Annotated in this window: 26 protein-coding genes; 15 read left to right on the top strand and 11 right to left on the bottom strand. The window is 76.0% G+C overall.

What is annotated here, in order from left to right:
• Positions 1-13 precede the first annotated feature (13 nt).
• Positions 14-484: a hypothetical protein gene (locus ACI79F_RS12010; protein WP_456544665.1), complete on the top strand. Its 471-nt coding sequence runs from the start codon at positions 14-16 to the stop codon at positions 482-484.
• A 34-nt stretch (positions 485-518) separates the two neighbouring features.
• Here the strand turns inward: ACI79F_RS12010 and ACI79F_RS12005 are convergent, their stop codons facing one another.
• On the bottom strand, positions 519-1,385 hold the full coding sequence (locus tag ACI79F_RS12005) for a LysR family transcriptional regulator ArgP (protein ID WP_456544666.1): 867 nt from the start codon (positions 1,383-1,385) through the stop codon (positions 519-521).
• 21 nt (positions 1,386-1,406) lie between these two features.
• Here ACI79F_RS12005 and ACI79F_RS12000 point away from each other — a divergent pair, with 21 nt between their 5' ends.
• Together ACI79F_RS12000 and ACI79F_RS11995 are read left to right on the top strand one after the other, a co-directional pair.
• Positions 1,407-2,090 (top strand): LysE/ArgO family amino acid transporter, encoded by a 684-nt coding sequence (locus ACI79F_RS12000; RefSeq protein ID WP_456544667.1) that lies wholly within the window; start codon positions 1,407-1,409, stop codon positions 2,088-2,090.
• Between the two features lie 63 nt (positions 2,091-2,153).
• Positions 2,154-4,508, top strand: coding sequence for a lysylphosphatidylglycerol synthase domain-containing protein (locus ACI79F_RS11995; protein WP_456544668.1), 2,355 nt, complete (start codon positions 2,154-2,156; stop codon positions 4,506-4,508).
• On the opposite strand, the gene ACI79F_RS11990 is transcribed toward ACI79F_RS11995, so the two are convergent.
• Genes ACI79F_RS11990 through ACI79F_RS11975 form a run of 4 tightly spaced genes read right to left on the bottom strand, consistent with a single transcriptional unit; the run spans position 4,501 to position 8,250 of the window.
• Positions 4,501-4,920 carry a hypothetical protein gene (locus tag ACI79F_RS11990; RefSeq protein WP_456544669.1) on the bottom strand — a complete coding sequence of 140 codons (420 nt, stop codon included), beginning with the start codon at positions 4,918-4,920 and terminating at the stop codon, positions 4,501-4,503. The genes ACI79F_RS11995 and ACI79F_RS11990 overlap by 8 nt on opposite strands.
• Before the next feature lie 59 nt (positions 4,921-4,979).
• Positions 4,980-7,355 (bottom strand): ATP-binding cassette domain-containing protein, encoded by a 2,376-nt coding sequence (locus ACI79F_RS11985; protein WP_456544670.1) that lies wholly within the window; start codon positions 7,353-7,355, stop codon positions 4,980-4,982.
• 29 nt (positions 7,356-7,384) lie between these two features.
• Positions 7,385-7,795 (bottom strand): VOC family protein, encoded by a 411-nt coding sequence (locus ACI79F_RS11980; RefSeq protein ID WP_456544671.1) that lies wholly within the window; start codon positions 7,793-7,795, stop codon positions 7,385-7,387.
• Between the two features lie 5 nt (positions 7,796-7,800).
• Positions 7,801-8,250 (bottom strand): helix-turn-helix transcriptional regulator, encoded by a 450-nt coding sequence (locus tag ACI79F_RS11975; protein ID WP_456544672.1) that lies wholly within the window; start codon positions 8,248-8,250, stop codon positions 7,801-7,803.
• A gap of 147 nt (positions 8,251-8,397) precedes the next feature.
• Between ACI79F_RS11975 and ACI79F_RS11970 the strand changes: the two genes are divergently transcribed.
• The 11 genes from ACI79F_RS11970 to ACI79F_RS11920 all read left to right on the top strand — a co-directional run bounded on the left by ACI79F_RS11970 (position 8,398) and on the right by ACI79F_RS11920 (position 18,298).
• Positions 8,398-8,892 (top strand): DUF2975 domain-containing protein, encoded by a 495-nt coding sequence (locus ACI79F_RS11970; RefSeq protein WP_456544673.1) that lies wholly within the window; start codon positions 8,398-8,400, stop codon positions 8,890-8,892.
• Positions 8,892-9,134 carry a helix-turn-helix domain-containing protein gene (locus tag ACI79F_RS11965; RefSeq protein WP_456544674.1) on the top strand — a complete coding sequence of 81 codons (243 nt, stop codon included), beginning with the start codon at positions 8,892-8,894 and terminating at the stop codon, positions 9,132-9,134. The genes ACI79F_RS11970 and ACI79F_RS11965 overlap by 1 nt, the downstream gene beginning before the upstream one ends.
• Positions 9,131-10,303 carry an FAD-dependent oxidoreductase gene (locus ACI79F_RS11960; RefSeq protein WP_456544675.1) on the top strand — a complete coding sequence of 391 codons (1,173 nt, stop codon included), beginning with the start codon at positions 9,131-9,133 and terminating at the stop codon, positions 10,301-10,303. The genes ACI79F_RS11965 and ACI79F_RS11960 overlap by 4 nt, the downstream gene beginning before the upstream one ends.
• A gap of 55 nt (positions 10,304-10,358) precedes the next feature.
• Entirely contained in the window at positions 10,359-10,934 is a 576-nt protein-coding gene (locus ACI79F_RS11955; protein WP_456544676.1) for an RNA polymerase sigma factor, read from the top strand.
• On the top strand, positions 10,927-12,093 hold the full coding sequence (locus tag ACI79F_RS11950; RefSeq protein WP_456544677.1) for a hypothetical protein: 1,167 nt from the start codon (positions 10,927-10,929) through the stop codon (positions 12,091-12,093). The genes ACI79F_RS11955 and ACI79F_RS11950 overlap by 8 nt, the downstream gene beginning before the upstream one ends.
• Positions 12,094-12,369: 276 nt before the next feature.
• The gene (locus ACI79F_RS11945) at positions 12,370-12,639 is read left to right on the top strand and encodes a hypothetical protein (protein WP_456544678.1); all 270 of its coding nucleotides are present in this window, start codon (positions 12,370-12,372) and stop codon (positions 12,637-12,639) included.
• Complete coding sequence (locus tag ACI79F_RS11940) at positions 12,629-13,534, top strand: hypothetical protein (RefSeq protein ID WP_456544679.1); 906 nt, start codon at positions 12,629-12,631, stop codon at positions 13,532-13,534. The genes ACI79F_RS11945 and ACI79F_RS11940 overlap by 11 nt, the downstream gene beginning before the upstream one ends.
• 250 nt (positions 13,535-13,784) lie before the next feature.
• A complete protein-coding gene (locus ACI79F_RS11935; RefSeq protein WP_456544680.1) occupies positions 13,785-14,372 on the top strand; it encodes a hypothetical protein in 588 nt (195 codons plus the stop codon).
• Positions 14,373-14,726: 354 nt separating this feature from the next.
• Positions 14,727-16,175, top strand: coding sequence for an argininosuccinate synthase (gene argG / locus ACI79F_RS11930; protein WP_456544681.1), 1,449 nt, complete (start codon positions 14,727-14,729; stop codon positions 16,173-16,175).
• 9 nt (positions 16,176-16,184) lie between these two features.
• Complete coding sequence (locus ACI79F_RS11925; protein WP_456544682.1) at positions 16,185-16,853, top strand: enoyl-CoA hydratase/isomerase family protein; 669 nt, start codon at positions 16,185-16,187, stop codon at positions 16,851-16,853.
• A gap of 65 nt (positions 16,854-16,918) precedes the next feature.
• Positions 16,919-18,298, top strand: coding sequence for a neutral zinc metallopeptidase (locus ACI79F_RS11920; RefSeq protein WP_456544683.1), 1,380 nt, complete (start codon positions 16,919-16,921; stop codon positions 18,296-18,298).
• 17 nt (positions 18,299-18,315) lie between these two features.
• Here the strand turns inward: ACI79F_RS11920 and phaZ are convergent, their stop codons facing one another.
• Together phaZ and ACI79F_RS11910 are read right to left on the bottom strand one after the other, a co-directional pair.
• On the bottom strand, positions 18,316-19,155 hold the full coding sequence (gene phaZ, locus ACI79F_RS11915; protein WP_456544684.1) for a poly(3-hydroxyalkanoate) depolymerase: 840 nt from the start codon (positions 19,153-19,155) through the stop codon (positions 18,316-18,318).
• Complete coding sequence (locus ACI79F_RS11910) at positions 19,145-20,923, bottom strand: PHA/PHB synthase family protein (RefSeq protein WP_456544685.1); 1,779 nt, start codon at positions 20,921-20,923, stop codon at positions 19,145-19,147. The genes phaZ and ACI79F_RS11910 overlap by 11 nt, the downstream gene beginning before the upstream one ends.
• A gap of 159 nt (positions 20,924-21,082) precedes the next feature.
• Between ACI79F_RS11910 and ACI79F_RS11905 the strand changes: the two genes are divergently transcribed.
• On the top strand, positions 21,083-21,925 hold the full coding sequence (locus ACI79F_RS11905) for a class II aldolase/adducin family protein (protein WP_456544686.1): 843 nt from the start codon (positions 21,083-21,085) through the stop codon (positions 21,923-21,925).
• A 12-nt stretch (positions 21,926-21,937) separates the two neighbouring features.
• On the opposite strand, the gene ACI79F_RS11900 is transcribed toward ACI79F_RS11905, so the two are convergent.
• Genes ACI79F_RS11900 through ACI79F_RS11885 form a run of 4 tightly spaced genes read right to left on the bottom strand, consistent with a single transcriptional unit; the run spans position 21,938 to position 25,972 of the window.
• Positions 21,938-22,561, bottom strand: coding sequence for a phosphatase PAP2 family protein (locus ACI79F_RS11900; RefSeq protein ID WP_456544687.1), 624 nt, complete (start codon positions 22,559-22,561; stop codon positions 21,938-21,940).
• On the bottom strand, positions 22,558-23,676 hold the full coding sequence (locus ACI79F_RS11895) for a lysylphosphatidylglycerol synthase transmembrane domain-containing protein (RefSeq protein WP_456544688.1): 1,119 nt from the start codon (positions 23,674-23,676) through the stop codon (positions 22,558-22,560). The genes ACI79F_RS11900 and ACI79F_RS11895 overlap by 4 nt, the downstream gene beginning before the upstream one ends.
• Positions 23,673-24,272: a hypothetical protein gene (locus ACI79F_RS11890; protein ID WP_456544689.1), complete on the bottom strand. Its 600-nt coding sequence runs from the start codon at positions 24,270-24,272 to the stop codon at positions 23,673-23,675. The genes ACI79F_RS11895 and ACI79F_RS11890 overlap by 4 nt, the downstream gene beginning before the upstream one ends.
• Positions 24,269-25,972 (bottom strand): phosphatase PAP2 family protein, encoded by a 1,704-nt coding sequence (locus tag ACI79F_RS11885; protein WP_456544690.1) that lies wholly within the window; start codon positions 25,970-25,972, stop codon positions 24,269-24,271. The genes ACI79F_RS11890 and ACI79F_RS11885 overlap by 4 nt, the downstream gene beginning before the upstream one ends.
• Positions 25,973-26,016: the final 44 nt, after the last annotated feature.

Raw genomic sequence — 26,016 nt, 5'->3', positions numbered from 1 at the left:
CGGAGACGACACGATGAACACCCGGAGGAGGGCCACGGTCGTCGCCGGCCTGGCGGCGCTCGGGCTGTCGGCCACCGTGACCACGACCCTGGCCGCCCTGGACGGGGACGACGGCGCGCACCTGCGCGCGGACTGGGAGAACGGCGGGGAGGCGTGGCTGGAACTGGAGGACCGCAACGCCCTGCCCGTGATCTGCTTCGTCTGGGACAACGAGGCCCCGCAGGACGGGGACAGCATCGAGAGCGTGGTCCTCGACCGCTCCGGCGCGGAGGTCGTCGACCTCGGGATCGGGGACCAGTGGACCGACGGTTCGGCCTCGGGCTGCGAGGTGGTGGACGACGAGGAGTTCCGGGACGTCTTCGCCGATCCCGGGCAGTACGTCGTCGAGGTCCGGGTCGTGGAGGAGCAGGGCACGCCGCCGACGCCGCCGCTCCGGTCGCGACCGCTCGAGCCCCACGACGGCAGCGCCGAGACCTCGGGCTGACGGCGCGCCGCCTCCCGGGGCGCAGGGCACCCGCTCAGTCCAGGGAGGTGGCGGCCGCGGCGAGCACGGCCGCCCGGACCCGGTCGAGGGTCGCGGAGCGCAGCTTCCACTGCTGCCAGTACAGGACGACGTCCACCGCCGCGGCCGGGTCGATCGCGACCAGCCCGGGCCGCTCCTGCAGGCCGGGCACCATGCCCCACCCCAGGCCGAGGGTGACCGCGGCGACGTAGTCCGCCGAGGCGGGCACGAAGTGCACCGGCGGGGCGACGTCGGTGCCGGCGCGCGCGTGCAGGTAGCGGTGCTGCAGGTCGTCCTTGTGGTCGAAGACGACGACCGGGGCCCGCGCCAGCGCCTCCGGGGTCGGGCCGTCGGGGAACCACCGCCGCGCGAAGCCCGCCGCGGCCATCGGCCGGTAGCGCATCCCGCCCAGGCGGGTGGAGCTGCAGCCGGGCACGGGGTCGGCGTCCGCGGTGACGGCCGCCATGACCGTGCCGGCGCGCAGCAGCGCGCTGGTGTGCTCCTGGTCCTCCCGGTGCAGGTCGAGGCAGACGTCGCCGGCCAGCGGGGCCAGCGCCGGCAGCACCCAGGTGGCCATCGAGTCGGCGTTCACGGCGATCGGCAGCGTGGGCACGCCCTCGGCCGCCTCCTCGCCGAGCTCGCGGGCGACGTCGGCGGCGAGCAGGTCGATCTGCCGCGCCAGCCGCAGCACCGCCTGCCCGGAGTCGGTGAGCCGCACCGGCTTGGACCGGACCAGCAGGATCCGCCCGGTCGCGGCCTCCAGGGCACGCAGCCGCTGGCTCACCGCCGACGGGGTGACGTGCAGCGCGCGGGCGGCCGCCTCCAGGGTCCCCGCGCGGACGGTCGCGTCGAGCGCCCGCAGCTGGGCCAGGTCGAGGTCCACGTGAAGCAACGCTAATGGTGCGTGAGAATCCTGAGCTGGACGGTGGTGCTCAGCCGGCGTTGCATCGGCGGCGTGCTCACCACCTCGGCGCTGCTCGCCATCGCCTCCGGGCTCGCGCTGGGCCTCGGCCTGATCGTCGCCATCGGCGCCCAGAACGCCTTCGTCCTCCGCCAGGGGCTGCGCCTGGAGCACGTCGCCGCGGTCGTCGCGGTGTGCGCGCTGTCCGACATCGCGCTGATCGGCGCCGGGGTGCTCGGCGCGGGCGCCGCCATCGCCCGGGCGGAGTGGCTGGTGCCGGTCGTCTGCTTCGCCGGCGCGGCCTTCCTGCTCGGCTACGGCGTCCTCGCCGGCCGCCGCGCGCTGCGGCCGGGCGCCCTGCTGCCCGGCTCGGCAGGGGCCCGCACCGGCCTGGCGGTCACCGTCGGCACCTGCCTGGCGCTGACCTGGCTCAACCCGCACGTCTACCTGGACACGGTGGTCCTGCTCGGCTCCACGGCCTCCACCTACGGCGAGCACCGCTGGCAGTTCGCCGCCGGCGCGGCCGTCGGCAGCGTGCTCTGGTTCACCGGCCTCGGCTTCGGCGCCCGGCTGCTGCGGCCGGTGTTCGCCCGGCCCGCGGCCTGGCGGGTGCTGGACGGCGGGATCGCCGTCGTCATGACCCTGCTGGCGGTCTCCCTCGCCGTCCGCGGGCTCGGCGAGCTCTGATCCCGGCACGCGCGTCCCGCCTCGCCTGCGAGGAGCCGGGACGGCGTTGGACATGATGACCCCGTGGACGGCGACGGCGCGGTTCCGCCGAGGGCCTCCCTGCTCGGCGAGCGGGTGCACCGTCCCTCCGACGTGGTCCGGTCCGCCGCCGCCCTGACCGGCCTCGTCGTCCTGGTGCTGGGGGCGCTGCTGGCGCCGGACGCGGCCGAGGCCGTCGCGGACGCCGTGCCGGCCGTGCGGCCCGGGCCGGTCCGCTGGCTGCTGTCGATCGCGTCGGTCGGCGCCTCGCTCGCCGTCCTCGGGGTCCTCGTGGCGGTCGCCGTGGACGCCGCGCGGGTGCGCCGGCCCGCGCTGCTCACTGCGGTGGTGTCCTGCCTGCTCGGCCTGGCGCTCGCCGCGGTCGCCGAGCGCCTGGGCGACGCGGCCGGCGGCGTCGCGGCGGAGGCGCTGACCGGCCCGATGGACGACGCGGCGCTGGTGCCCATCACCGCCGCGGCCGCCGCGCTCGTCGGCGCCGACCTGCAGCGGCGGCGCCGGTGGCTGGCGCCCGCCCGGACCGCGGTGCTGGCCGCGGTCGTTCCCGCCGTGGCGCTGCGGGCGGTGACCCTCCCCGGCGCGGTCGGCGCGCTGCTGCTCGCCACGGCGGTCGGCTGCGGCGTGCGCTCGGCGCTCGGGGTCTCGCCCGCCCGGCCCGCCGAGGGCGCCGTCCGGGCGGTCCTGGCCCGCGCCGGGGTCGCGCTGGACGCGCTGCAGCTGACCGAGCAGACGACCGGCCGGGCGCGCTACACCGGCTCGGACGCCGCCGGCACCGTCTGCGTCACGGTCGTCGACCCCGACGGCCGCGGCCCCTCCGCCGCCCGCCGGCTGGTGCGCATGCTGCGCTTCCGCCCCGCGGTGGTCGGCCGGCCGGCGCTCACCCAGCGGGGCCTGGTGGAGCGGCAGGCGCTGACCGCGTCGCTGGCGACCGCGGCCGGGGTCGCCGTGCCGTCGGTCCTGGCCGTGCTCTCGCTCGGCCCGGCGCTCCTCCTCGTCGAGCGCCCCCTGGAGGGGACGCCGCTGACCGACGCCGGCGGGACGGCGGGCGCGCCGGCGCGCCTGTCCGCGGCGTTCCGGGCCCTGCGCCGGCTGCACGACAACGGGATCGCGCACGGGGCGGTCCGGGCCGACTCGGTGGTCCTGACCGCCGGCGGGGACGCCGGGTTCACCGACCTCGGCGCGGCGCAACCGGCCGCCGGCGAGCTGCAGCGCGACCTCGACGTGGTGGCGCTGCTCGCCGTCGGCGCGGTGCACGCCGGCGCGGCCGAGGCCGTGGCGGCGCTGCGGTCGGCCTACACCGGCGACCCGGCGACCCTGGCCCGGCTGAGCGCGCTCGTGCGGCCGCTGGCCCTGCCGCCGGGGGTGCGCCGGGCGGCCCGCCGGACCGAGGTGCTCGGCGCGCTCCGGGAGGAGCTGACCGGGCCGGACGGTGCCGCGGTGGCCGCGCCCCGCCTGGAGCGCTTCTCGCTCCGGACCATCCTCACCGTGGCGGCCTCGGTGGTCGCCGCGTTCCTGCTGGCGACCCAGCTGTCGCAGGTCAGCCTCGTCTCCGAGCTCCGGCGGGCCGACCCCTGGTGGTTCGGCGTCGCGCTGCTGGGCTCGGCGGTCACCTACGTGGGCGCGGCGCTGGCGCTGGTGGCGTTCACGCCGTCGGCGGTCTCGCTGGCCCGCACGACGCTGGTGCAGGTGGCGGCGTCGTGGCTGACCCTGGTCACGCCCCCGACCGTCGGCCACGTCGGGCTCAACGTCCGGTTCCTGCAGCGCTCCGGCCTGCCCGTCGGCACGGCCGCGGCGACGGTCGCCGTCAGCCAGGTCGCGACCGTCGTCGTCACCGTCGCGCTGCTGCTGGTCGCCGGCTGGGCCAGCGGGGTGACGACGGCGCGGCTGTCCCTGCTGCCCAGCGGCCAGGTGCTGCTGGTCCTCCTCGGCGCGGTCCTCGTGCTGGGGCTGCTGGTCGCCGTGCCGGCCGTGCGGCGGCTGCTGCGGCGCCGGCTGGAGCCGTTCGTCCGGCAGTCCCTGCCCCAGCTGCTGACCGCGGCCACCGACCCGCGGCGGCTGGGCACCGCGCTGCTGGGGATCCTCGTCCTCAACGCCGGCAACGTGCTGGCCCTCGACGCGTCGCTGCGCGCCTTCTCCGGCTCGCTGTCGCTGCCCACCCTGGTCGGCGTCTACCTGGTCGCCTCCACGGTCGGGTCCGTGGCGCCCACCCCCGGCGGCCTCGGCGCGGTCGAGGCCGCCCTGGTCGGCGGGCTGACCGCGACCGGCGTGCCGGTGGCCACGGCGCTGGCCGCCGTGCTGGCCTTCCGCGCCGCCACCTTCTGGCTCCCCGCTCCCGTCGGGTGGGTCGCGTTCGTCCAGCTGCAACGCCGCCGGGTCATCTGACCGCTGCCCGCACCGGGCGGCCGCCCACCGCCATCGCGGCGGCGAGGGCGAGGGAGACGACCACCAGCGGCGTCTCGACGGCGTCGGCACCGGCCGTGGTCAGCCGCTCGCGGTCGCGTCGCTCCATCAGGAGGCCGGCCACCATGACGGCGCCCAGGCCCCGGAGCACCCGCCGGGCCAGGACGTCGCCGGGGCGCCGGGCCAGCCGCGCCGTCGCCCACGCCTGCAGCGCCAGCATGTCCACCGGCGCGCTGAACGCCGTCCCCATGACCAGGGAGTCGCGGACGACGCGCTCCGGGCGGCCCGTCGCGAACGGGAGGTCGTAGTGCGCCCGGCGCGCGACGGCGAGGGCCTGGCCGGCGAGGCCGGCGGCGAGCTGGGCGGCGGACAGGCGGACGAGGGCGGCGGTCATGGCGGCGCAGCCTAGGAACGGCCGCACCCCGGCGGGACCCTCCCGGGCGCGGGTCCGTCTCAGGCGCCGACGTAGGCCGCCAGGTGCTGCCCGGTCAGGGTGGAGCGGGCGGCCACCAGGTCGGCCGGGGTGCCCTCGAAGACAACCCGGCCGCCGTCGTGGCCGGCGCCCGGGCCCAGGTCGATGACCCAGTCCGCGTGCGCCATGACCGCCTGGTGGTGCTCGATCACCAGCACCGACCGGCCCGCGTCGACCAGCCGGTCGAGCAGGCCCAGCAGCTGCTGGACGTCGGCGAGGTGCAGGCCGGTGGTCGGCTCGTCGAGGACGTAGACGTCCCCCTTCTCGGCCATCTGCGCGGCCAGCTTGAGCCGCTGCCGCTCGCCGCCGGAGAGCGTGGAGAGCGGCTGGCCGAGCGTGAGGTAGCCCAGCCCGACGTCAGCGAGCCGGGTGAGGACGGCGTGCGCGGCCGGAGTCCGGGCCTCGCCGGCGCCGAAGAACTCCTCGGCCTCGGTCACCGACATCGCCAGCACCTCGGCGATGTTCCGGCCGCCGAACGTGTACTCGAGGACCGCCGCCTGGAACCGCCGCCCCTCGCACTCCTCGCAGGGTGACTCGACGGTGGCCATGACGCCCAGCTCGGTGAAGATCACGCCGGCCCCGTTGCACGTCGGGCAGGCGCCCTCGGAGTTGGAGCTGAACAGCGCCGGCTTGACGCCGTTGGCCTTGGCGAACGCCTTGCGGATGGGCTCGAGCAGCCCGGTGTAGGTGGCGGGGTTGCTCCGCCGGGACCCCTTGATCGCGCCCTGGTCGACCACCACCACGCCGTCGCGCGGCGCGACCGAGCCGTGGATCAGCGAGCTCTTCCCCGACCCGGCGACGCCGGTCACCACCGTCAGCACGCCGAGCGGGATGTCGACGTCGACGTCGCGCAGGTTGTTCGCCGTGGCGCCGCGCACCTCCAGCGTCCCGGACGGCGTGCGCACCGACGGCTTGAGAGAGGCCCGGTCGTCGAGGTGCCTCCCGGTGAGCGTGTCGGTGGCCCGCAGCCCCTCGACCGTGCCCGCGAACACCACCTCGCCGCCCTCGCTGCCCGCGCGCGGCCCGAGGTCGACGACGTGGTCGGCGATCGCGATCGTCTCGGGCTTGTGCTCGACGACGAGCACCGTGTTGCCCTTGTCGCGCAGCTGCAGCAGCAGGCCGTTCATCCGCTCGATGTCGTGCGGGTGCAGGCCGATCGTCGGCTCGTCGAAGACGTAGGTGACGTCGGTCAGCGACGAGCCGAGGTGGCGGATCATCTTGGTGCGCTGCGCCTCGCCCCCGGACAGGGTCCCGGCCGGCCGGGCGAGCGACAGGTAGCCCAGCCCGATCTCGGTGAACGAGTCGAGCAGGTGCTGCAGGCCGGTGAGCAGCGGAGCCACCGACGGCTCGTCGAGCTCGCGCACCCAGCCGGCGAGGTCGCTGATCTGCATCTCGCAGAGGTCGGCGATGCTCTTCCCGCGGATCGTGGACGACCGGGCCTCCGGGGTCAGCCGGGTGCCCTCGCACTCGGGGCAGCGCTGGAAGGTGATCGCGCGCTCGACGAAGGCGCGGATGTGCGGCTGCATCGCGTCGACGTCCTTGGCGAGCATCGACTTCTGGATCTTCGGGATGACGCCCTCGTAGGTGAGGTTGATGCCCTCCACCTTGATCTTGGTCGGCTCCTTGTGGAGGAGGTCGTCCAGCTCCTTCTCCGAGAACTGCGCGATCGGCTTGTCCATGTCGAAGCCGAAGCCGCTGAAGATCCGGCCGTACCAGCCGTCCATGCTGTAGCCGGGGACCGTCAGCGCGCCCTGGGCCAGCGACTTCGACGCGTCGTACAGGGCCGTCAGGTCGAAGTCGGAGACCGAGCCCATGCCCTCGCAGCGCGGGCACATGCCGCCCAGGTAGGTCACGTCGCGGACGACGTTCCTCTCCACCCGGCCGCCGGCCTTCTCCGTGCTCATCACCCCGCTGGCCTTGCGCGTGGGGACGTTGAAGGAGAACGCCGTGGGCGGCCCGACGTGCGGCGTGCCGAGCCGGCTGAACAGGATCCGCAGCATGGCGTTGGCGTCGGTGGCCGTGCCGACGGTGGAGCGGGGGTTGGCGCCCATCCGCTCCTGGTCGACGAGGATCGCCGTGGTGAGGCCCTCGAGGAGGTCGACGTCGGGGCGCGCGAGCGTCGGCATGAAGCCCTGTACGAACGCGCTGTAGGTCTCGTTGATCATCCGCTGCGACTCGGCGGCGATCGTGTCGAAGACCAGCGAGCTCTTGCCGGAGCCCGAGACGCCGGTGAACACCGTCAGCCGGCGCTTCGGGATCTCGACGCTGACGTCCTTGAGGTTGTTGACCCGCGCGCCCAGCACGCGGATCAGGTCGTGGCTGTCCGCGGGGTGCTGCTCGTCGGCGCGGGTGCTCATGGGGTTTCTCCGTCTGCTGGGAGTCGGGGTCAGGGCAGCTGCTGGACGCGGAGCAGGTTGCCCGCGGGATCGCGGAAGGCGCAGTCCCGTACACCGTACGGCTGGTCGACGGGCTCCTGCACGACCTCGGCGCCGCCGGCCTGGATCCGCTCGAACGTCGCGTCGAGGTCCTTGGTCGCCAGGATCAGGCTGGCGTAGGTGCCCTTGGCCATCATCTCGGCGATGGTGCGGCGCTCGTCCTCGGTGACGCCGGGGTCGGCGGCCGGCGGGTACAGCACGACGGAGGTGCCCTCGCCGCCGGCGGGGCCGACCGTGATCCAGCGCATCGCGCCCTGGCCGACGTCGAGGCGGACCTCGAAGCCGACGGTGTCGCAGTAGAAGGCCAGCGAGGCCTCCGGGTCGTCGTGGGGGAGGAAGGTCTGGTGGATGGTGAGGTCCATGCCGGTCACGCTAGGGACGTCGAGGCGGTCCGGGCTTCTCGATTCCTGACCGGTCGGGCGACCTGCTTGGCCACGCACGGCGGCAGTCCCGCGGTCGCTCCGGAGCGCTCGCGGCGGTACGCGCTCGGCGACGTCCCGACCAGCTCGGTGAACCGGGTGCTGAAGGTGCCCAGGGACGAGCAGCCGACGGCGAAGCACACCTCGGTGACGCTCAGGTCCCCGCGCTGCAGCAGCGCCATCGCCCGCTCGATCCGCCGGGTCATCACGTAGGAGTAGGGCGACTCGCCGTAGGCCCGCTTGAACTCGCGGCTCAGGTGACCCGCCGACATGTGCGCGCCGCGGGCCAGGGCCTCGACGTCCAGCGGCTGCGCGTACTCCCGGTCGATGCGGTCGCGGACGCGGCGCAGCCGCGCCAGGTCGCGCAGCCGCTGCTCCTCGGCGGGGGTGCGGGTCACCTCGCGGATCCTGCCGGAGCGGGACGACGATGTCGGCCCCCCGCGCGCGGACGGGGGACCGGCCGGGCGGCGGGGGAACTCACCCGATCTGCCGACACGCGGTCGGAACCGATTGACAATCGATAGACACATCGCGAGATTCGATGCATGTCACGCATCCCCCGTGTGGTGCTCCCGCTGCGCGTCCTGCTCGTCGTCGTGTTCACGGCCCTCGTCGCCGCCCAGGTCTGGGCGCTGCCCGGCATGCTCCCCGACCTCGCGGACCCGTCGCTGGAGCAGTCGGTGATGCGGGCGGTCATGCTGACGGTCTCGGTGCTCGGGCTCGTGTGCGTCCAGGTCGTCGTCGTCTGCACCTGGGTGCTGCTGGGCCTGGTCGCCGAGGACCGGATCTTCAGCGCCGCCGCGCTGCCCTGGGTGAACGCGATCGTGCGGGCCGTGGCCGCCGGCTGGGCGCTGCTGGCCGCCGCGTTCGTCTGCTCGTACTACTTCGTCGTCGACGACGTCAGCGACGACCCGGCGGTGCCCGTCCTGCTGCTGGTGCTGCTGCTGATCGGCGCGGTGGTCGGCCTGCTCATGGTCGTGATGCGGGCGCTGCTGCGGCAGGCCACCACGCTGCGGACCGACATGGAGGCGGTCATCTGATGCCGATCGTCGTCCGCATCGACGTGGAACTGGCCCGCCGCAAGATGAGCGTCGGCGAGTTCGCCGAGCGGGTCGGGCTCACCCCGGCCAACGTGGCGGTGCTGAAGAACGGCCGGGCCAAGGCCGTCCGGTTCAGCACCCTCGAGGCGATGTGCCGGGTGCTCGACTGCCAGCCGGGCGACCTGCTGGAGTGGGTGCCCGACGACGCCGACGCCACGGCGCCGCACGAGGCCCGGCGGTGACCCGGGACCGGTCGGTCGACGTGCTGGTCGTCGGCGCGGGGCTGGCCGGGCTGCACACCGCCACGCTGCTGGCCCGGCGCGGCCACGACGTGCTGCTGGCCGAGCGCCGTCCGGCCCTCGACGGCGCCGTCCGCACCACCGGGATCTTCGTCCGCCGCACGCTCGACGACTTCGCGCTGCCGCCGGAGCACCTCGGTCCGCCGATCCGCCGGGTCGTGCTGTACCCGCCGGACCTGCGCCGTCCGGTGGAGCTGGTCAGCGACCGGGACGAGTTCCGGGTCGGGGACATGGGACCGCTGTACCGGGCGGCCGCGCGGGAGGCCGCGGACGCCGGCGTCCGGCTGGCCCTCGCCACCCGCTACGAGGGACGGCGGGACGGCGTCTGCCTGCTCACCGGCCCCGGCGGTCCGCTCCGCGTGCGGGCGCGGTTCGTCGTCGGCGCGGACGGCGCCCGCTCCCGGGTGGCGCGCGACCTCGGGCTGGACCGCAACCGGCACCTGCTGGTGGGCGCCGAGGAGGTCTCCCCGGTCACCCGGCCGGCCGGGCCGCCCACGTTCCACTGCGTGCTGGACCCCTCCCTGGCTCCCGGCTACCTGGCCTGGGTCGTCGACGACGGGCGGCACGCGCACGTCGGTGTCGCCGGCTACGCCGCCCGCTTCCCCGACGGCCTGCGGGCGGCCCTGGACCGCTTCCGCGCGTCGGCCCCCGGCCTGGCCGGGGAGCGGCCGCCGCAGGACGTCGAGCGGCGCGGCGGCCCGATCCCCGTCGGCGGGCTGCTGCGCCGGATCGGCTGCTCGGACGGGCTGCTGGTCGGCGACGCCGCGGGCGCGGTGTCGCCGCTGACCGCCGGCGGCCTCGACCCGTGCCTGCGGCTGTCCGCGCACGCCGCCGACCTGCTCGACGACGCCCTCCGCGCCGGCCGGCCGGACCCGCTGGCGCACTACGACGGCGCGGCGCTGCGGGCCGCCTTCCGCGGGCGGCTGCTGCTGCGCCGCGGCCTGGCGCAGGTGCGCACGCCCGGGATGGCGGCGGCGGCCTTCCCGCTGCTGCGCACCCCGCCGGGGCGCGCCGCGGCTCGCCGGGTGCTCTTCGGCGACCGGTCGTTCCCCGACCCGCCCGCGGCCCCGGGGCGTCCGGCGGCCGTGGTGCGGGTGGGGCGTGCGGGGTGACGCCGGCGTCCCCGTAACGCCCGGTCCGGAGCGGACATGTCACGGTGTGATCGCCATGCGAGGGCAGCCACCGCCGCCGACCGAGTCGCTCCTCCCCTCCGCCGTCCGCTTCGAGGAGGCCTACCGGGCCTGCGGCGCCGCGGTGCTCGGCTACGCCCTGCGCCGGTCCGCCTCCCGGGACGACGCCCTGGACGTGGTGGCGGAGACCTTCGCGGTGGCGTGGCGCCGCCGCCAGGACCTGCCGGCCGCCGACGACGAGGTCCGGCCGTGGCTGTTCGGCATCGCCCGGCTGTGCCTGGCCAACGCCGCCCGCAGCGCGTCCCGCGCCGGCCGTCTGGGGCAGCGCCTGGCCGACGCCTTCCGCGACACCCCGCTGCCCGACCCGGCCGCGGTGTCGGAGGGCCGCGCCGACAGCCGGCGCGTCCGCGCGGCGCTCGACCTCCTCTCCGCGGCGGACCGGGAGCTGGTGACCCTCGTGGCCTGGGAGGGCCTCACGCCCGCCCAGGCGGCCGCCGCGCTGGGCCTGACCCCCGGCGCCGCCCGGGTCCGGCTGCACCGGGCCCGCGCCCGCCTGCGCACCGCCCTCGACGACCCGCCGCGCACCCCGGAGGAGGACGACCGCGATGTCTGACCGCGACCTCGACGCCCGGCTGGCCCGGGCCGCCGGCGTCCCCGACGCCGACCTGCCGCCACTGCCCGAGGAGTTCCTCGCCGAGCTGACCGCCGGCAGCGGCCGCCCGTCCGACGACGACGGCCGGCCGTCCCCGGGAGCCACCGCCGAGCCCGCCTCGGTGCTCGCCGCCCGGCAGCTGGTCGCCGACGCCCGCGAGGGCCGGCGCCGCCCGCGGCGCCGCCGGACCGTGTTGCGCGCCGCCACCGCGGTGGCCGCCGTCGCCGCGGCGTGTGTGACCGCGGTCGTCGTCGCGGGCTCCCCGACCGGCGGCGGGTCCGCGACGCCGTCCCCCGGGGCGCCGTCGTCGGAGCCGGCGGGCACGCCGGTCGACGGGATCACCCTGGTCGCCGCGGAGGAGGTGGTGTTCCCGTTCGCCCTGGACCCGGCGCCCGAGGGGCTGACGCCCGCCTTCAGCATGCGGGGCGGCGACGCGGCGGCGTCCTACGGCGACCTGCCGCTGGAGTACGTCGCCGACTACTCGTCGGCCGCGGGCCGGGTGCTGGTCGACTTGCTCGCCGCCGACCCCCGGCGGCTGCCCGACACGGGCTGGTCGGAGCTGGGGGAGCCGGCCGGGACGGCGACCGTGGCCGGCGCGGAGGCGGAGGTCCGGCAGGGCGACGGCGTCGTCACGCTGCTCTGGGAGCGGCCCGACGGCCGGTGGCTGTGGGTGCTCGGCGAGGGCTCCCACGCCGACCGCGACGTCCTGCTCGGCGTGGCCGGGTCCATCGTGGACCGGCCGCAGCCGGTCGGTCTGCGGTTCGGCCTGGCCCCGGAGGGCTGGACGGTGGGCGGCTACGAGGAGAGCCGCAGCCTGGACCTGGTGCCCCAGGACGACCCGTCCTCGCCGCCGCTGCGGGTCAGCCTCTACGGCGGCCCCGGGTACGCCGCGACCGTCGACGACCCGTACCAGGGGCGCGCCCTGGCCGGCCCCGTGGAGCAGGTGACGATCCAGGGGGCGCCCGGCCGGATCGCCCTCGCCGACGGCGAGGGCGCGCCGGACAGCTGGCTGGTGACCGGATCGCTGCCCGGCGGTCCGCTGTTCCTCCTCGTGGCGCCCCAGGAGCTGACCCGCGACCAGGTGCTCCGGATCGCCGGGCAGATCACCCGCACGCCCTGACGCGCGCCCGGGCCCGCGACATGCCGCGGGCCCGGGGCGCCGCGGCGTGACCGCGCCTCCTCCGGCGCCTCCACACGCTCCTGACCTCGCCGGATGTCGACATGGCGGCGGTGCGGGAGCGGGGTCACCGACCCCGGCGCGGGGCTTCACAACAGTTGGGTCTCGCCGCCGTCCGCGCCGTGTCCGGCGGGCCTCCCGGAGGGCGCGCGGACCCTACTTTTCGTCCCGTCAGCGGCACTTCCCCGGCCGCGACGGACAGTACGAGGAGCACCCCGCGTGAACGCGCCCCATGCACTGGCACCCCGGCCACGGACCCTGGTCGAACCCGACGAGGACACGGGGCTGATCGCGCTGCTGGACCTCTTCTCGGCAGAGGAGCCGGCGCCCGGCACGGCCGCGCCGGCGCGGCCGCGGCTGACGATCCGGCCCTCGGCCCGGCCCTCCCTGCGGGCCTCCTGCGCGCGCCTGCTCGCCTGGAGCCGGGAGTCGTCCCGGCGCGCGGCCGCCTGGGGCTCCGGCCCGGAGGGAGCCTGGCGTGCCTGGTGAGGAGGCCGTCCTCGTCTGGCCCACGGTGACGCTGCTGGGCTTCCTCGTGCTGGCCGCGCTCGTCGTCGCCCTGGGCCGGGTGTCGACGGCGCGCTACGAGTTCGAGCGCAACGGGGTGCAGGCGCAGCGGCAGCGGGCCGCGGTGCCCGCGGCGGAGGTCGCGGTCGCCGTCCCCGCGGCCGTCCCGGCCGGGCCGCGCGCCGGTGACCTCGCGCCGGCGCCGGCCGAGGCGGCGGGCGACGAGGGCCGCGCTGCGCGGTCGGCGGCCGTCGGGGTGGCCACCCACCCGGCCGGCAAGCGGCTCGGGGAGCCCGGCTCGCCGCCGGCGTGGTGGGTCGTCGACGCGGACCCCGAGGAGACCGGCGAGCACGCCGTGGCCGGCCCCTTCGACGACCGGCTGGAGGCCGACTGGGCCCTGCTGGCCCACGGCCTGGCCGACACCACGCGGGTGGTGTTCGGCTCGCAGCGGGCCGACGGCACGGTGGTCCGCCGGCAGCTGCCCGCCGAGCGCGCCTGGCTGCGCGACCTGGGTGAGCAGCTGGACCGGCTGGCCGACGACTGGGACGAGCTGGTCTCCGACGACGACGCGCTGACCACGCTCGTGGTGGAGGTCGCCGCCGCGCTGGTCGAGGCGGGGCTGCCGCTGCACGACTGCGCGGGGCACGGCGCCGCGGGCGGGGTGTGCCTGAGCCCCGGCCCGGCCCACGCCGGCGTGCTGGTCACCTGGCACCAGCACGACCGGATGAGCGTGCAGCAGGTCCGTGGCGCCGCCATGGAGGCCGCCGTGCAGCGGACGATGAGCACCGCCGTCGCCGACCTCCTGCGCACCCTGGGGTTCGAGGTCGAGCCCTTCGGCTCCAGCGGCTGCTGGATGGTCATGCCCGGTCCGCGGTGAGCGCCTGCCCATCGGCGGGGCAGCGCTCCGCGGCGGGGCGGCGACTCCCCGTGGCCGCCGCGCCCTCCGCGGGCGACGCGCCGGGCGGCAGCCCGGTCGCACGACGGGCCGGCGACCAGCCGGCTCCTACCTTTCGAGCACCCCGGACGGCCACCCGCGTGGCGGCGCCCGGGGGACCGGCGCACCTCCCCGGCGCCGGCCCGGTCCAGGAGTGGTGGTGCGCGGCGTGAGTCGGATCCCGGTGAGTGGTGTGGCCGTCGGAGGCGCGACGGCCCTCGGTTGGTGGGTCGCCGAGGTCGAGGAGGACGACCGCGGCCCGGCGGTCGCCGGGCCCTTCCCGACCCGGGCGGAGGCGCGCTGGGCCGCCACCGAGCACGCCCCCGGCACGGTGGAGACGGTGTACGGCGTGCGCCGTCCCGACGGGCACGTGAAGCGCCGGCCCTCGCCGCAGGAGTGGGCGTGGCTCGCCCACCTCGGTGAGCAGCTGGGCCGGCTGCCCGCCGAGTGGGAGGACGTCGTCGACGACGAGGACCCGCTGACCACGCTCGCCGTCGAGGTCACGGCGGCGCTGGCCGAGGCGGGGCTCCCGCTGCACGACCCGGCCGGCGAGGACAGCGCCCTGGGCGGCGCGTGCCTGGGCTGCCAGCCCGACCTGGACGGCGTCGTGGTGACCTGGCGCCAGCACGAGCGGATGAGCGTCGACCAGGTGCACGGCGCCGACGCGGACGCCGCGGTGCAGCAGGTGATGAACCGGGCGGTCGCCGACGTCCTCGCCGTCCGCGGGTTCGCCGTCGAGCCCTTCGGCGGGGGCAGCGGCCACGTCGTCCGCCGCGCCTGAGGCGAGCCGGCGCCGCGACGGGATCAGGCGTGGTGAGGGAGGACGGTCGCCACCCCGCCTTCGGCTGAGCCGGGCGGAGGACACCGGCCGCCCACCGGGGCGTTGGCCCTCCACCGGCCAGGCGGACGGGCGGAACGGCCGCCGGTGGGCCAACGCCGGGACGGTGCCGGGCCGGTGCCGGGCCGGTGCCGTTGTGCACTCGTCCACGTCATCGCCGCGGGCTGACGTGGACGGGTGCACAGTCGCGCCGCTCTGCCGCCGCCTGAGGCGGTCCTGCGGACACGTTGCGGTGAGGGAGGGCGGCCGGCGGGGGCGGCTGTGCATGGTCATGCATGAGCATGCATAATCAGAGCCATGTCCAAGGTGCTCAGTTCCCTGCCGGTCGGCGAGCGTGTCGGCATCGCCTTCTCCGGGGGGCTGGACACCTCGGTGGCGGTGGCCTGGATGCGCGACAAGGGTGCGGTGCCCTGCACCTACACCGCCGACATCGGCCAGTACGACGAGCCCGACATCGCCTCGGTGCCCGGCCGGGCGGCGGCCTACGGCGCGGAGATCGCCCGGCTGGTCGACGCCCGCGCCGCCCTCGTCGAGGAGGGGCTGGCGGCGCTGACCTGCGGCGCCTTCCACATCCGCTCCGGCGGCCGGGCCTACTTCAACACCACGCCGCTGGGCCGCGCGGTCACCGGCACGCTGCTGGTGCGCGCGATGCTCGAGGACGACGTCCAGATCTGGGGCGACGGCTCGACGTTCAAGGGCAACGACATCGAGCGCTTCTACCGCTACGGCCTGCTGGCCAACCCGGGCCTGCGCATCTACAAGCCGTGGCTGGACGCCGCGTTCGTCAGCGAGCTCGGCGGGCGCACCGAGATGTCGGAGTGGCTGGTCGCCCACGGCCTGCCCTACCGGGACAGCACCGAGAAGGCCTACTCCACCGACGCCAACATCTGGGGCGCCACCCACGAGGCCAAGCGGCTGGAGCACCTGGACACCGGCCTGGAGATCGTCGAGCCGATCATGGGCGTCCGCTTCTGGGACCCCGCGGTGGAGATCCCCACCGAGGACGTGACGATCGGCTTCGCGCAGGGCCGGCCCGTCACGATCAACGGCAAGGAGTTCGACTCCGCCGTCGCCCTGGTGCTCGAGGCCAACGCCGTCGGCGGCCGGCACGGGCTGGGCATGAGCGACCAGATCGAGAACCGCATCATCGAGGCCAAGAGCCGCGGCATCTACGAGGCGCCGGGCATGGCGCTGCTGCACATCGCCTACGAGCGACTGGTCAACGCCATCCACAACGAGGACACCCTCGCCACCTACCACTCCGAGGGCCGCCGGCTGGGCCGGCTGCTCTACGAGGGCCGCTGGCTGGACCCCCAGGCGCTGATGCTGCGGGAGTCCCTGCAGCGGTGGGTCGGCATGGCGGTCACCGGCGAGGTCACGCTGCGGCTGCGGCGCGGGGAGGACTACTCGGTCCTCGACACCGCCGGCCCCGCCTTCAGCTACCACCCCGACAAGCTCTCCATGGAGCGGACGGTGGACTCCGCCTTCGGCCCGACCGACCGGATCGGGCAGCTGACGATGCGCAACCTCGACATCGCCGACTCCCGCGCCAAGCTGGAGCAGTACGCCGGGCTGGGCATGGTGGGCACCGCGCAGCCGGCGTTGGTCGGCGCCGCGCAGGCCGCGTCCACCGGGCTCATCGGCGCGCTGACCGAGGGCGGCGCGGAGACCATCGCCTCCCGCGGCGAGGTGTCCCCGGACGAGGAGCTGCTGGACCGCGCCGCCATGGAGGCCGGCACCGACTAGCGTCGCGCCGTGCCCACGCTCTCCCGGGAGGACGACGTCCTCCTCCTCGACCTCGGCGACGACGAGAACCGCTTCACCCTCGACTGGCTGACCGAGGCCGAGCGGGCCCTCGACGAGGTGGAGGCCGCCGAGGGGCCTCGGGCGCTGGTCACCACGGCGTCGGGCCGGTTCTGGTCCAACGGGCTGGACCTGGACTGGCTGCTGGCCCACCCGGAGGAGGGCCGCGGCTACAGCGCCCGGATCGAGGCGCTGTTCGCCCGGGTGCTGGCCGCGCCGCTCTACACGGTCGCCGCGCTGCCCGGGCACGCCTTCGGCGGCGGCGCGATGCTCGCCCTCGCGCACGACGCCCGCGTGATGCGCGCCGACCGCGGCTACTGGTGCCTGCCCGAGGCCGCCCTCGGGTTGCCGTTCATGCCGGGCATGGCCGCCCTCATCCAGGCCCGGCTCGCCCCGCAGGTCGCCCACGAGGCGATGGTCACCGGCCGGCGGTACGGCGGCACCGAGGCGGCCGAGGCCGCGGTCGTCGACCGGGCGGTGCCCGCGGAGGCGGTGCGGGCGACCGCGGTCGAGCTGGCCGCCGCGCAGGCCGGCCTCGCCGGCCCGAACCTCGCCGGCATCAAGGCCACGATGTACGGCCCCGTGCTCGCCGCGCTGCGCGGCGGCTCGCGCCCGGACTGACCGGCCGGCCCGGCGGCGGGGCGTCGCGTTGACGGCGGCCCCCCGGACCGGCAGGTTCTGCCCCCGTGCGCCTGCGTGGGAGGTCGGTCCTGGCCGCCGTGGCGGTGGCCGTGGTCCTCGCCGGCTGCACCACGCGCGTGGACGGCGCCGCCACGCCCGCCGCCGGGCTGCGGATGGACGCCACCGACGCCGACCTCGTCGTCGAGCTGGCCGAGGACGGCGACGAGACCGACCGCATCGCCCGCAACGCGCTGGCCGACGTCCTCGCCTACTGGGAGGAGACCTTCCGGCAGGTGTACGGCGCCGAGTTCGGCGAGGTCGAGGGCGGCTTCTGGTCGATCGACCCGGCCGAGACCGAGGCGGGCGACCTGCCCGACAGCCCCTGCTTCGGCGGTGACGTCGACGAGCTGGCCGACAACGCCTTCTACTGCCCCGCCGACGACCGGATCTTCTACGACCGGGCGTGGATGGCCGGCCTCGCCGAGGAGTACGGGCCGTTCGTGATCGCCGAGATCATGGCGCACGAGATGGGCCACGCCGTGCAGGAGCACGCCGGCCTCGACGACCCGTCGATCGTCGCCGAGACCCAGGCCGAGTGCTTCGCGGGGGCCTGGACGCAGTGGGTCGTGCAGGGGAACTCGGAGCACTTCGTCGTCCGCCCCGCCGAGCTGGACCCCTACCTGCTCGGCTACCTCTACTTCGGCGACCCGGCCGGCAGCGACCCCGACGACCCCAGCGCGCACGGCTCCCTGTTCGACCAGCTGTCGGCCTTCCAGGAGGGCTACGCCGACGGCCCGCAGGCCTGCGCGGCGTTCGACGAGGACCGCGTCTACACGCTGGAGCCGTTCGACCCCGCCGAGGAGGACAGCGGCGGCAACCTGTCCTACGACGAGTCGGTCTCCTCCGCCGAGGAGGTGCTGGCGCTGTTCTGGGAGCAGGCGTTCACCGTGGGCTTCGCCGACACCCCGCCGCTGACCGGGGACCCGGCGCTGCCCGACGTCCGGCCGGGGGAGGGGTCCGGCTCGGTCTGCACGGGGGAGGGGCCCGAGCGGGACGTCGCGTACTGCCCGGGCGACGGGACGGTGCGCTACGACGCCGACGGGCTGCTGGAGCCCGCGTACGACGAGGTCGGCGACTACGCGGTGGACACCCTGCTGGCCCTGCCCTACGCGCTGGCCGTCCGGGCCCAGCTGGGGCTGCCCACGGAGGGGCCCGAGGCCGTGGACAGCGCCGTGTGCACCGCCGGCTGGATCGCCCGGGAGATGGTGCGCGGCGACGTCGACGGGGCCGGCTACGTCATCTCTCCCGGGGACGTCGACGAGGCCGCCGTCACCCTGCTGCGCCATGCGGAGGGCGACGCCGTGCTGCCGGGGTCGGACAGCTCCGGCTTCGAGCTCGTCGACGCCTTCCGGCAGGGCTTCGTCGGCGGCAGCTGCGGGCTGTAGCGGGCCGGGGGGCGTCGTCAGTCGCGGTCGAGGAAGCGCTCCACCACCGGCGCCAGCTCGTGGGCCTCGGTGACCAGCGCCAGGTGCCCGCCGCGGTAGACGTGCACCTCGGCGTCCGGCAGCAGCCGGCCCATGATCCGGGCGTTGGCCAGCGGCACGATCGGGTCGTCGTCCCCGGCGACGACGAGCGTCGGCTGCCGGATCAGCCGCAGGAACGGCAGGCTGCTCCAGCCGGTGCTCGACGCCAGCTGGTAGTAGTAGCCGCGCCGCGGCCCGACCCGCGCCGCCGCGTGCAGCGCCCGCGCCGCCCGCTCGGGGTCCGAACGGATCGTGCCGCCGTACAGCAGGCCGGCGACCTCCCGCGCGTACTCGGGGTCGCGGTGCCGGCGCGGGGTGAGCATCCGGCCCAGCACCCGCGGGGAGCCGGGCACCATGAGCGTGCCGGTGCCGGTGGCGGCGAGCACCAGCCGGCGGCAGCGCCGCCGGTGCTGGACGGCGAAGTGCTGCGCCAGCCCGCCGCCCCACGACAGGCCCAGGACGTCGACCGGCCGGTCGTACCCGAGCCGCGACAGCACCCCGGCGACGACCGGGGTCAGCGTGCCCAGCACGTAGGGCACCACCGGCCGCGGCGACCCGCCGACCCCCGGGACGTCGAAGCGCACCACCGTCCGCCGCGGGGAGAGCGCGTCGACGAAGGGCTGCAGCACCTCCAGGCTGGCGCCGATCCCGTTCATCATCAGCAGCGGCGGCGCGTCGGCGTCGGTGCCCTCGCGGACCGACACCCGCAGGGTCCGTCCGGCGGCGCTGACCGTGCGGACGGTCTCGGGGGCGCGGGTGTCGGTCGCGTCAGGTCTCATGCACGTAGCTCCCGGGGGCGTCCTGCAGTGGCGGGTGGGCGGCCGAGCCCAGGGCCCGGGGTGCGTCGACCTCGTCGCCGCACCGTTCGGCCAGCCAGGCGGTGAAGTCCGGCCACCACGACCCCTTCACCTTCTCGGCCGAGGCGAGCCACCGGTCGGGGTCCGCCGGTGTCTCCGCGGCCACCTGGAAGGTCGACTTCGGGTTGCTGGGCGGGTTCACCAAGGAGGCGATGTGCCCGTTGGTGGAGAGCACGAAACGGCTGCGCCCGCCGAGCAGCTGCGTCGTCCGGTAGCAGGCCTGCCACGGGCACAGGTGGTCGGCGATCCCGGCGGTGACGTAGGCGTCGACGTCGACCGTCGACAGGTCCACCGGGGTGCCCAGCATCGTCGCCGTACCCGGGCGGGTCAGCGAGTTGTGCACCGCGATGTCGATGAAGTCGCGGTGCAGCCCGGCGGTCATCCGGACCGTGTCGGCGTTCCAGTAGAGGATGTCGAAGGCCGGCGGCGGCTTGCCCTGCAGGTAGTTGTTGACCCAGTAGTTCCACACCAGGTCGTTGGGCCGCAGCCACGCGAAGACCTCGGCCAGCATCGCGCCGTCCAGGTACCCCTTCTCGCGGGACTTCTCGACGGCCTCCTGCACCGCCCGGGGGTCCATCAGCGCCGACACCGTGCCCGCCCGCGACCAGTCGAGGACGGTGACGGCGAAGCTGGCCGCGGCGACCCGGCCCAGGCCCTCGGTGGCGGCCAGGTGGGCCAGCACCATCGACGTGATGATGCCGCCGGAGCAGAACGCCTGGAGCGCCACCCGGTCGCTGCCGGTGACCTCCTGCGCGGCCGCCATCGCCTCGAGGACGGCCTGCCCGTAGGTGTCCAGGTCCCACTCGGCGTGCTCGGCGGTCGGGTTGCGCCAGGAGATGGCGAACACCTGCTGGCCGGCGGCGACGTAGTTCTCGACGATGCTGCGGCCGGGCGCGAGGTCGGTGATGTAGTACTTGTTGATCGTCGGGGGGACGACGACCAGCGGGACGGCGCGCACGCGGTCGGTGGTCGGCCGGTACTGGATCAGCTCGAACACCGGCGTCCGCAGCACCACGGCCCCGGGCGTCACCGCCAGGTCCTCGCCGACGGTGAAGGCGTCCGGCTCGACCATCGAGGGCACCCGCGGCGGCGAGGTGAGGTCGCCGACCAGCCGGCGCAGCCCCTCGACGGCGTTCTTCCCGCCTGTGTCGATGACCGCCTTCCACATCAGCGGGTTCAGCGGCGGCACGTTGCTGGGGGCCAGCGCGTCGACCAGGTTGGTCAGCGAGAAGCGGATCCGCTCGTCGTCCTGCCAGTCGAGGTCGGCGTCGTCCACCAGCCCCACGGCCGCCCGCGCGGCGGCGATGTGCGCCTGCATCGCCCGGTGCAGCAGCGGGTTGCCCCGCCAGGCGGGGTCGGCGAAGCGCTTGTCCTTCGGCGAGGCCTCGATGTCGCTGCGGCCGGCGAGGACCCGGGCGAGGTCCTGCGCGAGCGTGCCGGCCCGCCGGGCGACGACGTCGGGCCGGCGGGCCAGCGCGGCGCCGAACCGCACCGCCGTCCGCGCCGGGGGCACCAGCCGGCGCAGCGGCCCCCGGGCGCCGTCGACCAGGACCATGTCGAGCCCGGTCATGGCGTCGGCGGCGGCCTCCGTCGCCTGTGAGGGGCCGGTGTCGCCCCGCGTGCGGGTCGCGGTGGGCGCGGTGCTCGGCTCGCCGCCAGGGGTGCCCGTGTCGCGTGCGGTGGTGGTCAAGGCCGCCTCCTCCAGGTGCTCGGAGAGCTGTGACGCGCCTCACTCAACCACGCCGTCGACGGCCCGGCGCGGCGGTCGGTGGGGGCGCCGCGCGCGCCGGCCTCGTGGGGCACACTCGCAGCGTGCGGCACCCGCCGCCCGCGAGCAGAGGAGCCCGACGTGACGCTGACCGACCGGCCCGCCTCGACCCCGCTGCCCGCGGCGGCCGCCGACACCGACGCCGCCGGCCGGCGGCTGCGGATGGCCACCCCGCCGGTCTTCGAGACGGTCGGGGAGGAGCGGGCGCACCGCAAGGCGAAGCTCGCCGCGGCGTTCCGGATGTTCAGCCGGGCCGGGCTCGACGAGGGCGTGGCCGGGCACATCACGGTGCGGGACCCGGAGGCGCCCGACACCTTCTGGGTCAACCCGTTCGGGATGCACTTCAGCATGATCCGCAGCAGCGACCTGGTCCGGGTCGACGAGGCCGGCGAGGTCGTCGAGGGCGACCGGGCGGTCAACGGCGCGGCGATCGCCATCCACACCGCGGTGCACGCCGCCCGGCCCGACGTCCTCGCCGCCGCGCACGCGCACGGGCCGTACGGGAAGACGCTGTCGTGCCTGGACATGACGATCGAGCCGCTGACCCAGGACAGCTGCGCGTTCTACGAGGACGTCGGGGTGCACGACAGCTACTCCGGCGTCGTCCTCGACCCCGAGGAGGGCCGCCGGATCGGCGCGGCGCTGGGCGCGCACAAGGCCGTCATCCTGCGCAACCACGGCATGCTCACCGTCGGCACGTCGGTGGACAGCGCGGCCTGGTGGTTCCTGACCCTGGAGCGCACCGCACAGGCCCAGCTGACCGCGTACGCGGCGTCCGCGGGCCTGGGCAGCCCGCCGCGGCGGATCGGGCACGAGGAGGCCACGGTCACCCGCGGGCAGGTCGGCTACGAGTTCGCCGGCTGGTTCCAGTTCCAGCCCATCTGGGAGCGGATCAGCCGGGAGCAGCCCGACCTCTTCGACTGAGCCCAGCCGGCGTCAGGCAGGGCGGCCGAGCAGGAGGCGCACCGCGCCGGCGACGCACAGGCCCAGCCCGGCCCCGCCGACGACGTCCAGCGGCAGGTGCGCCGCCACGTGCACCCGCGACAGGCACACCGCCGTCGCCAGGACCAGGCACGCGACCCGGCCGCGGTGGCCCAGCCACGGCCATGCCGTCGCGAGCAGGGCGACGACCACGGCGGCGTGGCCGGAGACGAAGCCGCGGCCGAGCGCGGCGGTGCCGCGGACGACGACGTCCTCCAGCAGGCCGTCGGGCCGGCCGCGCACCACGACGTCCTTGACCACCTTGGCCAGCAGGTAGGTGCCCGCGCCGGCCAGCAGCAGCGCGGCCGCCAGCCGCCACCGCCGGGTGGCGGCGGCGAGCAGCGCGCAGGCCGGCACCACCAGCAGGTTGCCCAGCTGCATGACCGGCCAGACGGCCACGAACGGGACGACGTCGACGCCGTTGACCGCCCGGAACACGTCCGCCTCGGCCGGGGCCACCCGCGTCCGCTCGACCGGCAGCGCCGCCAGCACCAGCACCGCGGCGCCGCACACGAGCAGCGCGGCGTCGCCCGGCGTCCGGACCGTGCCGCGCGGGCGGGTGGCCGCACGGATGCTCATGCGGCCTCCGGGACCAGCTCCGTGCGGGGGGCGGAGTTGGGCGGGCGCCGCCACGACTTGTCGTGCCGCCAGAACAGGTAGGTGAGCACGCCCAGCAGGATCGGCAGCACGTAGGTCAGCCCGCGGAAGATCAGCACGGCCGCCGCGACCTCCGCCCGCTGGCCGCCCGCCGCCGACAGGCCGGTGATCAGTGCGAGCTCGATGACCCCGAGGCCGCCGGGGGTGAAGGGGACGGCGGTCAGCAGCCGGGCGGAGGCGAAGACGGCCAGCGCCTCCACCGCGCCCACCTGCTCCGCCGTCACGCCGACCGCGCGCAGCGCCACCAGGAGCACGGCGAACAGGGAGAGGTGGCTGACCACCGTGGCGAGGGTCAGCCAGTGCCAGCGGGCCCGCAGCAGCAGCACGGTGCGGTCGCGGAACTTCGTGGTGGCCCGGTCCCACCCCTCCACCGGCGGCCTGCCGAACGGGCGGCGCAGCGCCGAGGCCACCCGGCCGGCGACGACGCCGATGCGGGCCGCGCCCTCCCGGCTGCGCAGCAGCAGCCCGAGCAGCGCGACGGCGACGACCAGCGCGGCCACCCCGCCGAGCCCGGCCAGCAGCCGCCCCGCGGTCGGGTTGCCGGAGGTGAGGGCCAGCAGCGCGAGGGCGAGCACCGGCAGCGCGAGCTTGGCGAAGTTGTTCCACAGCCCGGACACCAGCAGCATCACCGACGTCCGGGAGCGGGAGAACCCCCACGAGGAGTTCATCGCATAGGTCAGCCCGAGCGAGAGCGCGGCGCCGCCGATCACGGTGTTGGAGACGGCGGTGGTGGTCATCGTCGACACCGTGGCCTCGCGCAGCCGCAGCCCCGGCATCGCCGTGACCATGACGAACTGGTAGGTGGCGAGGTTCCACACCGCGACCGCGCCCAGGACGGTGAGCTCCAGCCACGTCATGGCGGTGATCGACGACCAGACCTCCGAGAGGCTGGTGAACTGCGGCAGGAACCAGACGAAGACGGCGGCGAGCAGGGCCGCCGACAGCAGCGGGCCCAGCACCCGCTTCCACAGCGGCGTCGGCCGCCGCGGCGTCCCTCCGGGGGGCGCCGTCGGGGCCAGGCGGTCGGCGGCGGTCACGGGCTGCCTCCCTCGTCGTCCGGCGGGTCGAGGTCGAGCCGGTCGCCGGAGTCCGCGCGCACCTGGGCGGCCAGCACCTCGCGGTCCACGACGCCGATCCCCCGGGTGGCCAGGGCCAGCGGCTCGCCGCGGTACTCGCCCTTGAGCGTCAGGACGACGGTGATGCAGCCCCCCTCGAACAGGTAGAAGCGGCGGCCGTGGAACTCCGGGGTCAGCTGCGTCACCCGCTCCATCCGGCTCAACCCCTCCCGGTCGGTCGGGACGGCGGTGGCGCCCTCGGTGTCGCACCGGCGCTCGAACCGCACCTCGATGGCGCGGGCGCCGTCCCGGTCGGAGTCCAGCCAGAAGCGGGCCGAGCCGCTGCGGGCGTCCAGCCCGCCGAAGTGCCAGCCCTGCGGGACCGCCTCGACGCAGGGCACCCAGGACGCGGTGGGCACCGACTGCGCCATGAGCACGACGCCGTTGGCCGCGTGCTCGTCCTCCCCCTCCGCGCAGGCCGGCATCTCCAGGCTGACGCTGGCCCCCTGCCGGGTGCAGCCGCCGAGCAGCAGCGGCAGCAGCAGGGCGCCGGCGGCGGCCGCCCGGGTGCCCCTCACAGCGGCGACCCGACCAGGTCCACGCCGACGGCGACCGCCACGACCAGCCCGACGACGGCGACGAGGCTCAGCCCCACCCGGCGCAAGGTCCACCGCTGGATCCGCACCGGCGGCAGGCGGAAGGGCAGCAGCGCGAGGAACTCGGCGTGCAGGTCGCGCCCCTGCGCCCGCATGAGCCGGCGCAGCTGGGAGGGCATCGTCAGCCCGCGGGTCGCGGCGAACGCCTCGGCGATCTCCTCGTCCGAGAACTGCAGCCGGGCCCGCGCGTACACCCGCGGGGCGTCGGTGCGCAGGGCCAGGACGAGCATCATGTTCGCCAGGTCCACCGCCTGCCGCCACGGGCTGGGGCGCACCTCGGCGAAGGCGGAGTCGATGAGCACCAGCCGGCCGTCGCGCACCAGGATGTTCGCCGGCTTGATGTCGCGGTGCGCCATGCCGATCTCCCACAGCCGGCGCACCACGGCCAGGCCCTGGTCGATGATCGCCTCGTCCACCTCGGCGTCGCCGATCTCCTGGGCGTCCTGGATGAACTCGGCGAGCAGCAGGTACTCCCGCTCGGGGGTGATCTCCACGATCCCCAGCGGGTGCGGCACGGGCAGCCCGGCGTCCGAGAAGAGGCGCAGCACGTAGTCCTCGTACTGCACCAGCCGGCGGACGCTGTGGTACGGCTTCTCGTCCTCCAGGCGGCCGTACAGCAGCGCCCGGCCCAGCTTGTACCAGCGGTCGGAGTGCAGGTGCGTGGCGGCGTAGAGCTTGCCGAAGACGCAGCTCTCCGTCTCCGCGGCGTCGGGCTCGGCCTTGACCGTGATCCGCAGCGGGGTGGAGCCGCCGGACCCCTCCAGGTTGAACGGCCGGACCTCGGTGGCCAGGATGCCGAGCTGGTCGCGCAGCGCCCGCACGATGGCCGCGCCGCGCTCGCCGGTGACGTCGAGGTGTGCGGGCCGGCCCCGCCGGTAGCGCACGGGGTACACCTCGTTGGGCGTCAGCAGCCGGAACGCGGCCAGCGGCGCGGCCACCCCGATGACCACGCCGGCCACCACGTCGCTCGGGTGGTCCTGGGCGAGGTACAGCCGGGAGGCGGCGGTGGTCACCAGCAGCCCGCACACCACCCACTTGCCGATCTCCCGGTAGCGGCCGGCCGGGACCAGCGAGTACAGGCTGCTCACCAGGAAGGTGGCCAGCACCGTCATGGGCAGCGAGGGCATCGAGAAGCCCTCCCACGAGCCGAGCACCTCGACCTCGTAGGGCCGCGGCCGCTGCAGGGTCGCCGCCGCCGTCGCCGTCAGGTTCACCACCAGCAGGCCGGTCAGCAGCCAGACGAACAGGTGCCGCCAGCGCCGGACCACCACGAGGACGACGAGGTTCACCAGCCACAGCACGTGGATCGCGCGGTCGGTGGCCAGCACCCCGGCCACCTCCGCGACCGAGGTCAGCGTGTCGCCGCGCACCCGGGCGATGGCCTGGAGGATCCGCGTGTCCACCCGGTCGACCAGCGCCAGGCTGTCGGTGACGAGGACGACGATCGCGACGAGGACGACGCCGCCGGTCAACGCCAGCCACCACTTGCCCGAGGTGGCCAGGTGCCGGGGCAGCGGCGGCGGCTCGCCGGAGGGCCGGCGGCGGCGGCGGACGCGGTGGATCGACGGCGGGTCGGGCCGGGGCACCTGACCCACCGGGGAGGCGTGCGCGGCTGCCGCCATGTCGGCCGATGCTCCCGCTGACGCCGGGAGCCGGACACGTCCCT

The organism is Blastococcus sp. SYSU D00868 (genome assembly GCF_054050575.1).
This window is presented reverse-complemented; position numbering and strand designations above follow the sequence as displayed.

Bases quoted from the DNA above. Each gene is read 5' to 3' on its own strand.
- ACI79F_RS11885 (WP_456544690.1), bottom strand. From the start codon at position 25,972: ATGGCGGCAGCCGCGCACGCCTCCCCGGTGGGTCAGGTGCCCCGGCCC.
- ACI79F_RS11980 (WP_456544671.1), bottom strand. From the start codon at position 7,795: ATGGACCTCACCATCCACCAGACCTTCCTCCCCCACGACGACCCGGAG.
- ACI79F_RS11970 (WP_456544673.1), top strand. From the start codon at position 8,398: ATGTCACGCATCCCCCGTGTGGTGCTCCCGCTGCGCGTCCTGCTCGTC.
- argG (WP_456544681.1), top strand. From the start codon at position 14,727: ATGTCCAAGGTGCTCAGTTCCCTGCCGGTCGGCGAGCGTGTCGGCATC.
- ACI79F_RS11990 (WP_456544669.1), bottom strand. From the start codon at position 4,920: ATGACCGCCGCCCTCGTCCGCCTGTCCGCCGCCCAGCTCGCCGCCGGC.
- ACI79F_RS11965 (WP_456544674.1), top strand. From the start codon at position 8,892: ATGCCGATCGTCGTCCGCATCGACGTGGAACTGGCCCGCCGCAAGATG.
- ACI79F_RS11985 (WP_456544670.1), bottom strand. From the start codon at position 7,355: ATGAGCACCCGCGCCGACGAGCAGCACCCCGCGGACAGCCACGACCTG.
- ACI79F_RS11955 (WP_456544676.1), top strand. From the start codon at position 10,359: ATGCGAGGGCAGCCACCGCCGCCGACCGAGTCGCTCCTCCCCTCCGCC.
- ACI79F_RS11950 (WP_456544677.1), top strand. From the start codon at position 10,927: ATGTCTGACCGCGACCTCGACGCCCGGCTGGCCCGGGCCGCCGGCGTC.
- ACI79F_RS11900 (WP_456544687.1), bottom strand. From the start codon at position 22,561: ATGAGCATCCGTGCGGCCACCCGCCCGCGCGGCACGGTCCGGACGCCG.
- phaZ (WP_456544684.1), bottom strand. From the start codon at position 19,155: ATGAGACCTGACGCGACCGACACCCGCGCCCCCGAGACCGTCCGCACG.
- ACI79F_RS12010 (WP_456544665.1), top strand. From the start codon at position 14: ATGAACACCCGGAGGAGGGCCACGGTCGTCGCCGGCCTGGCGGCGCTC.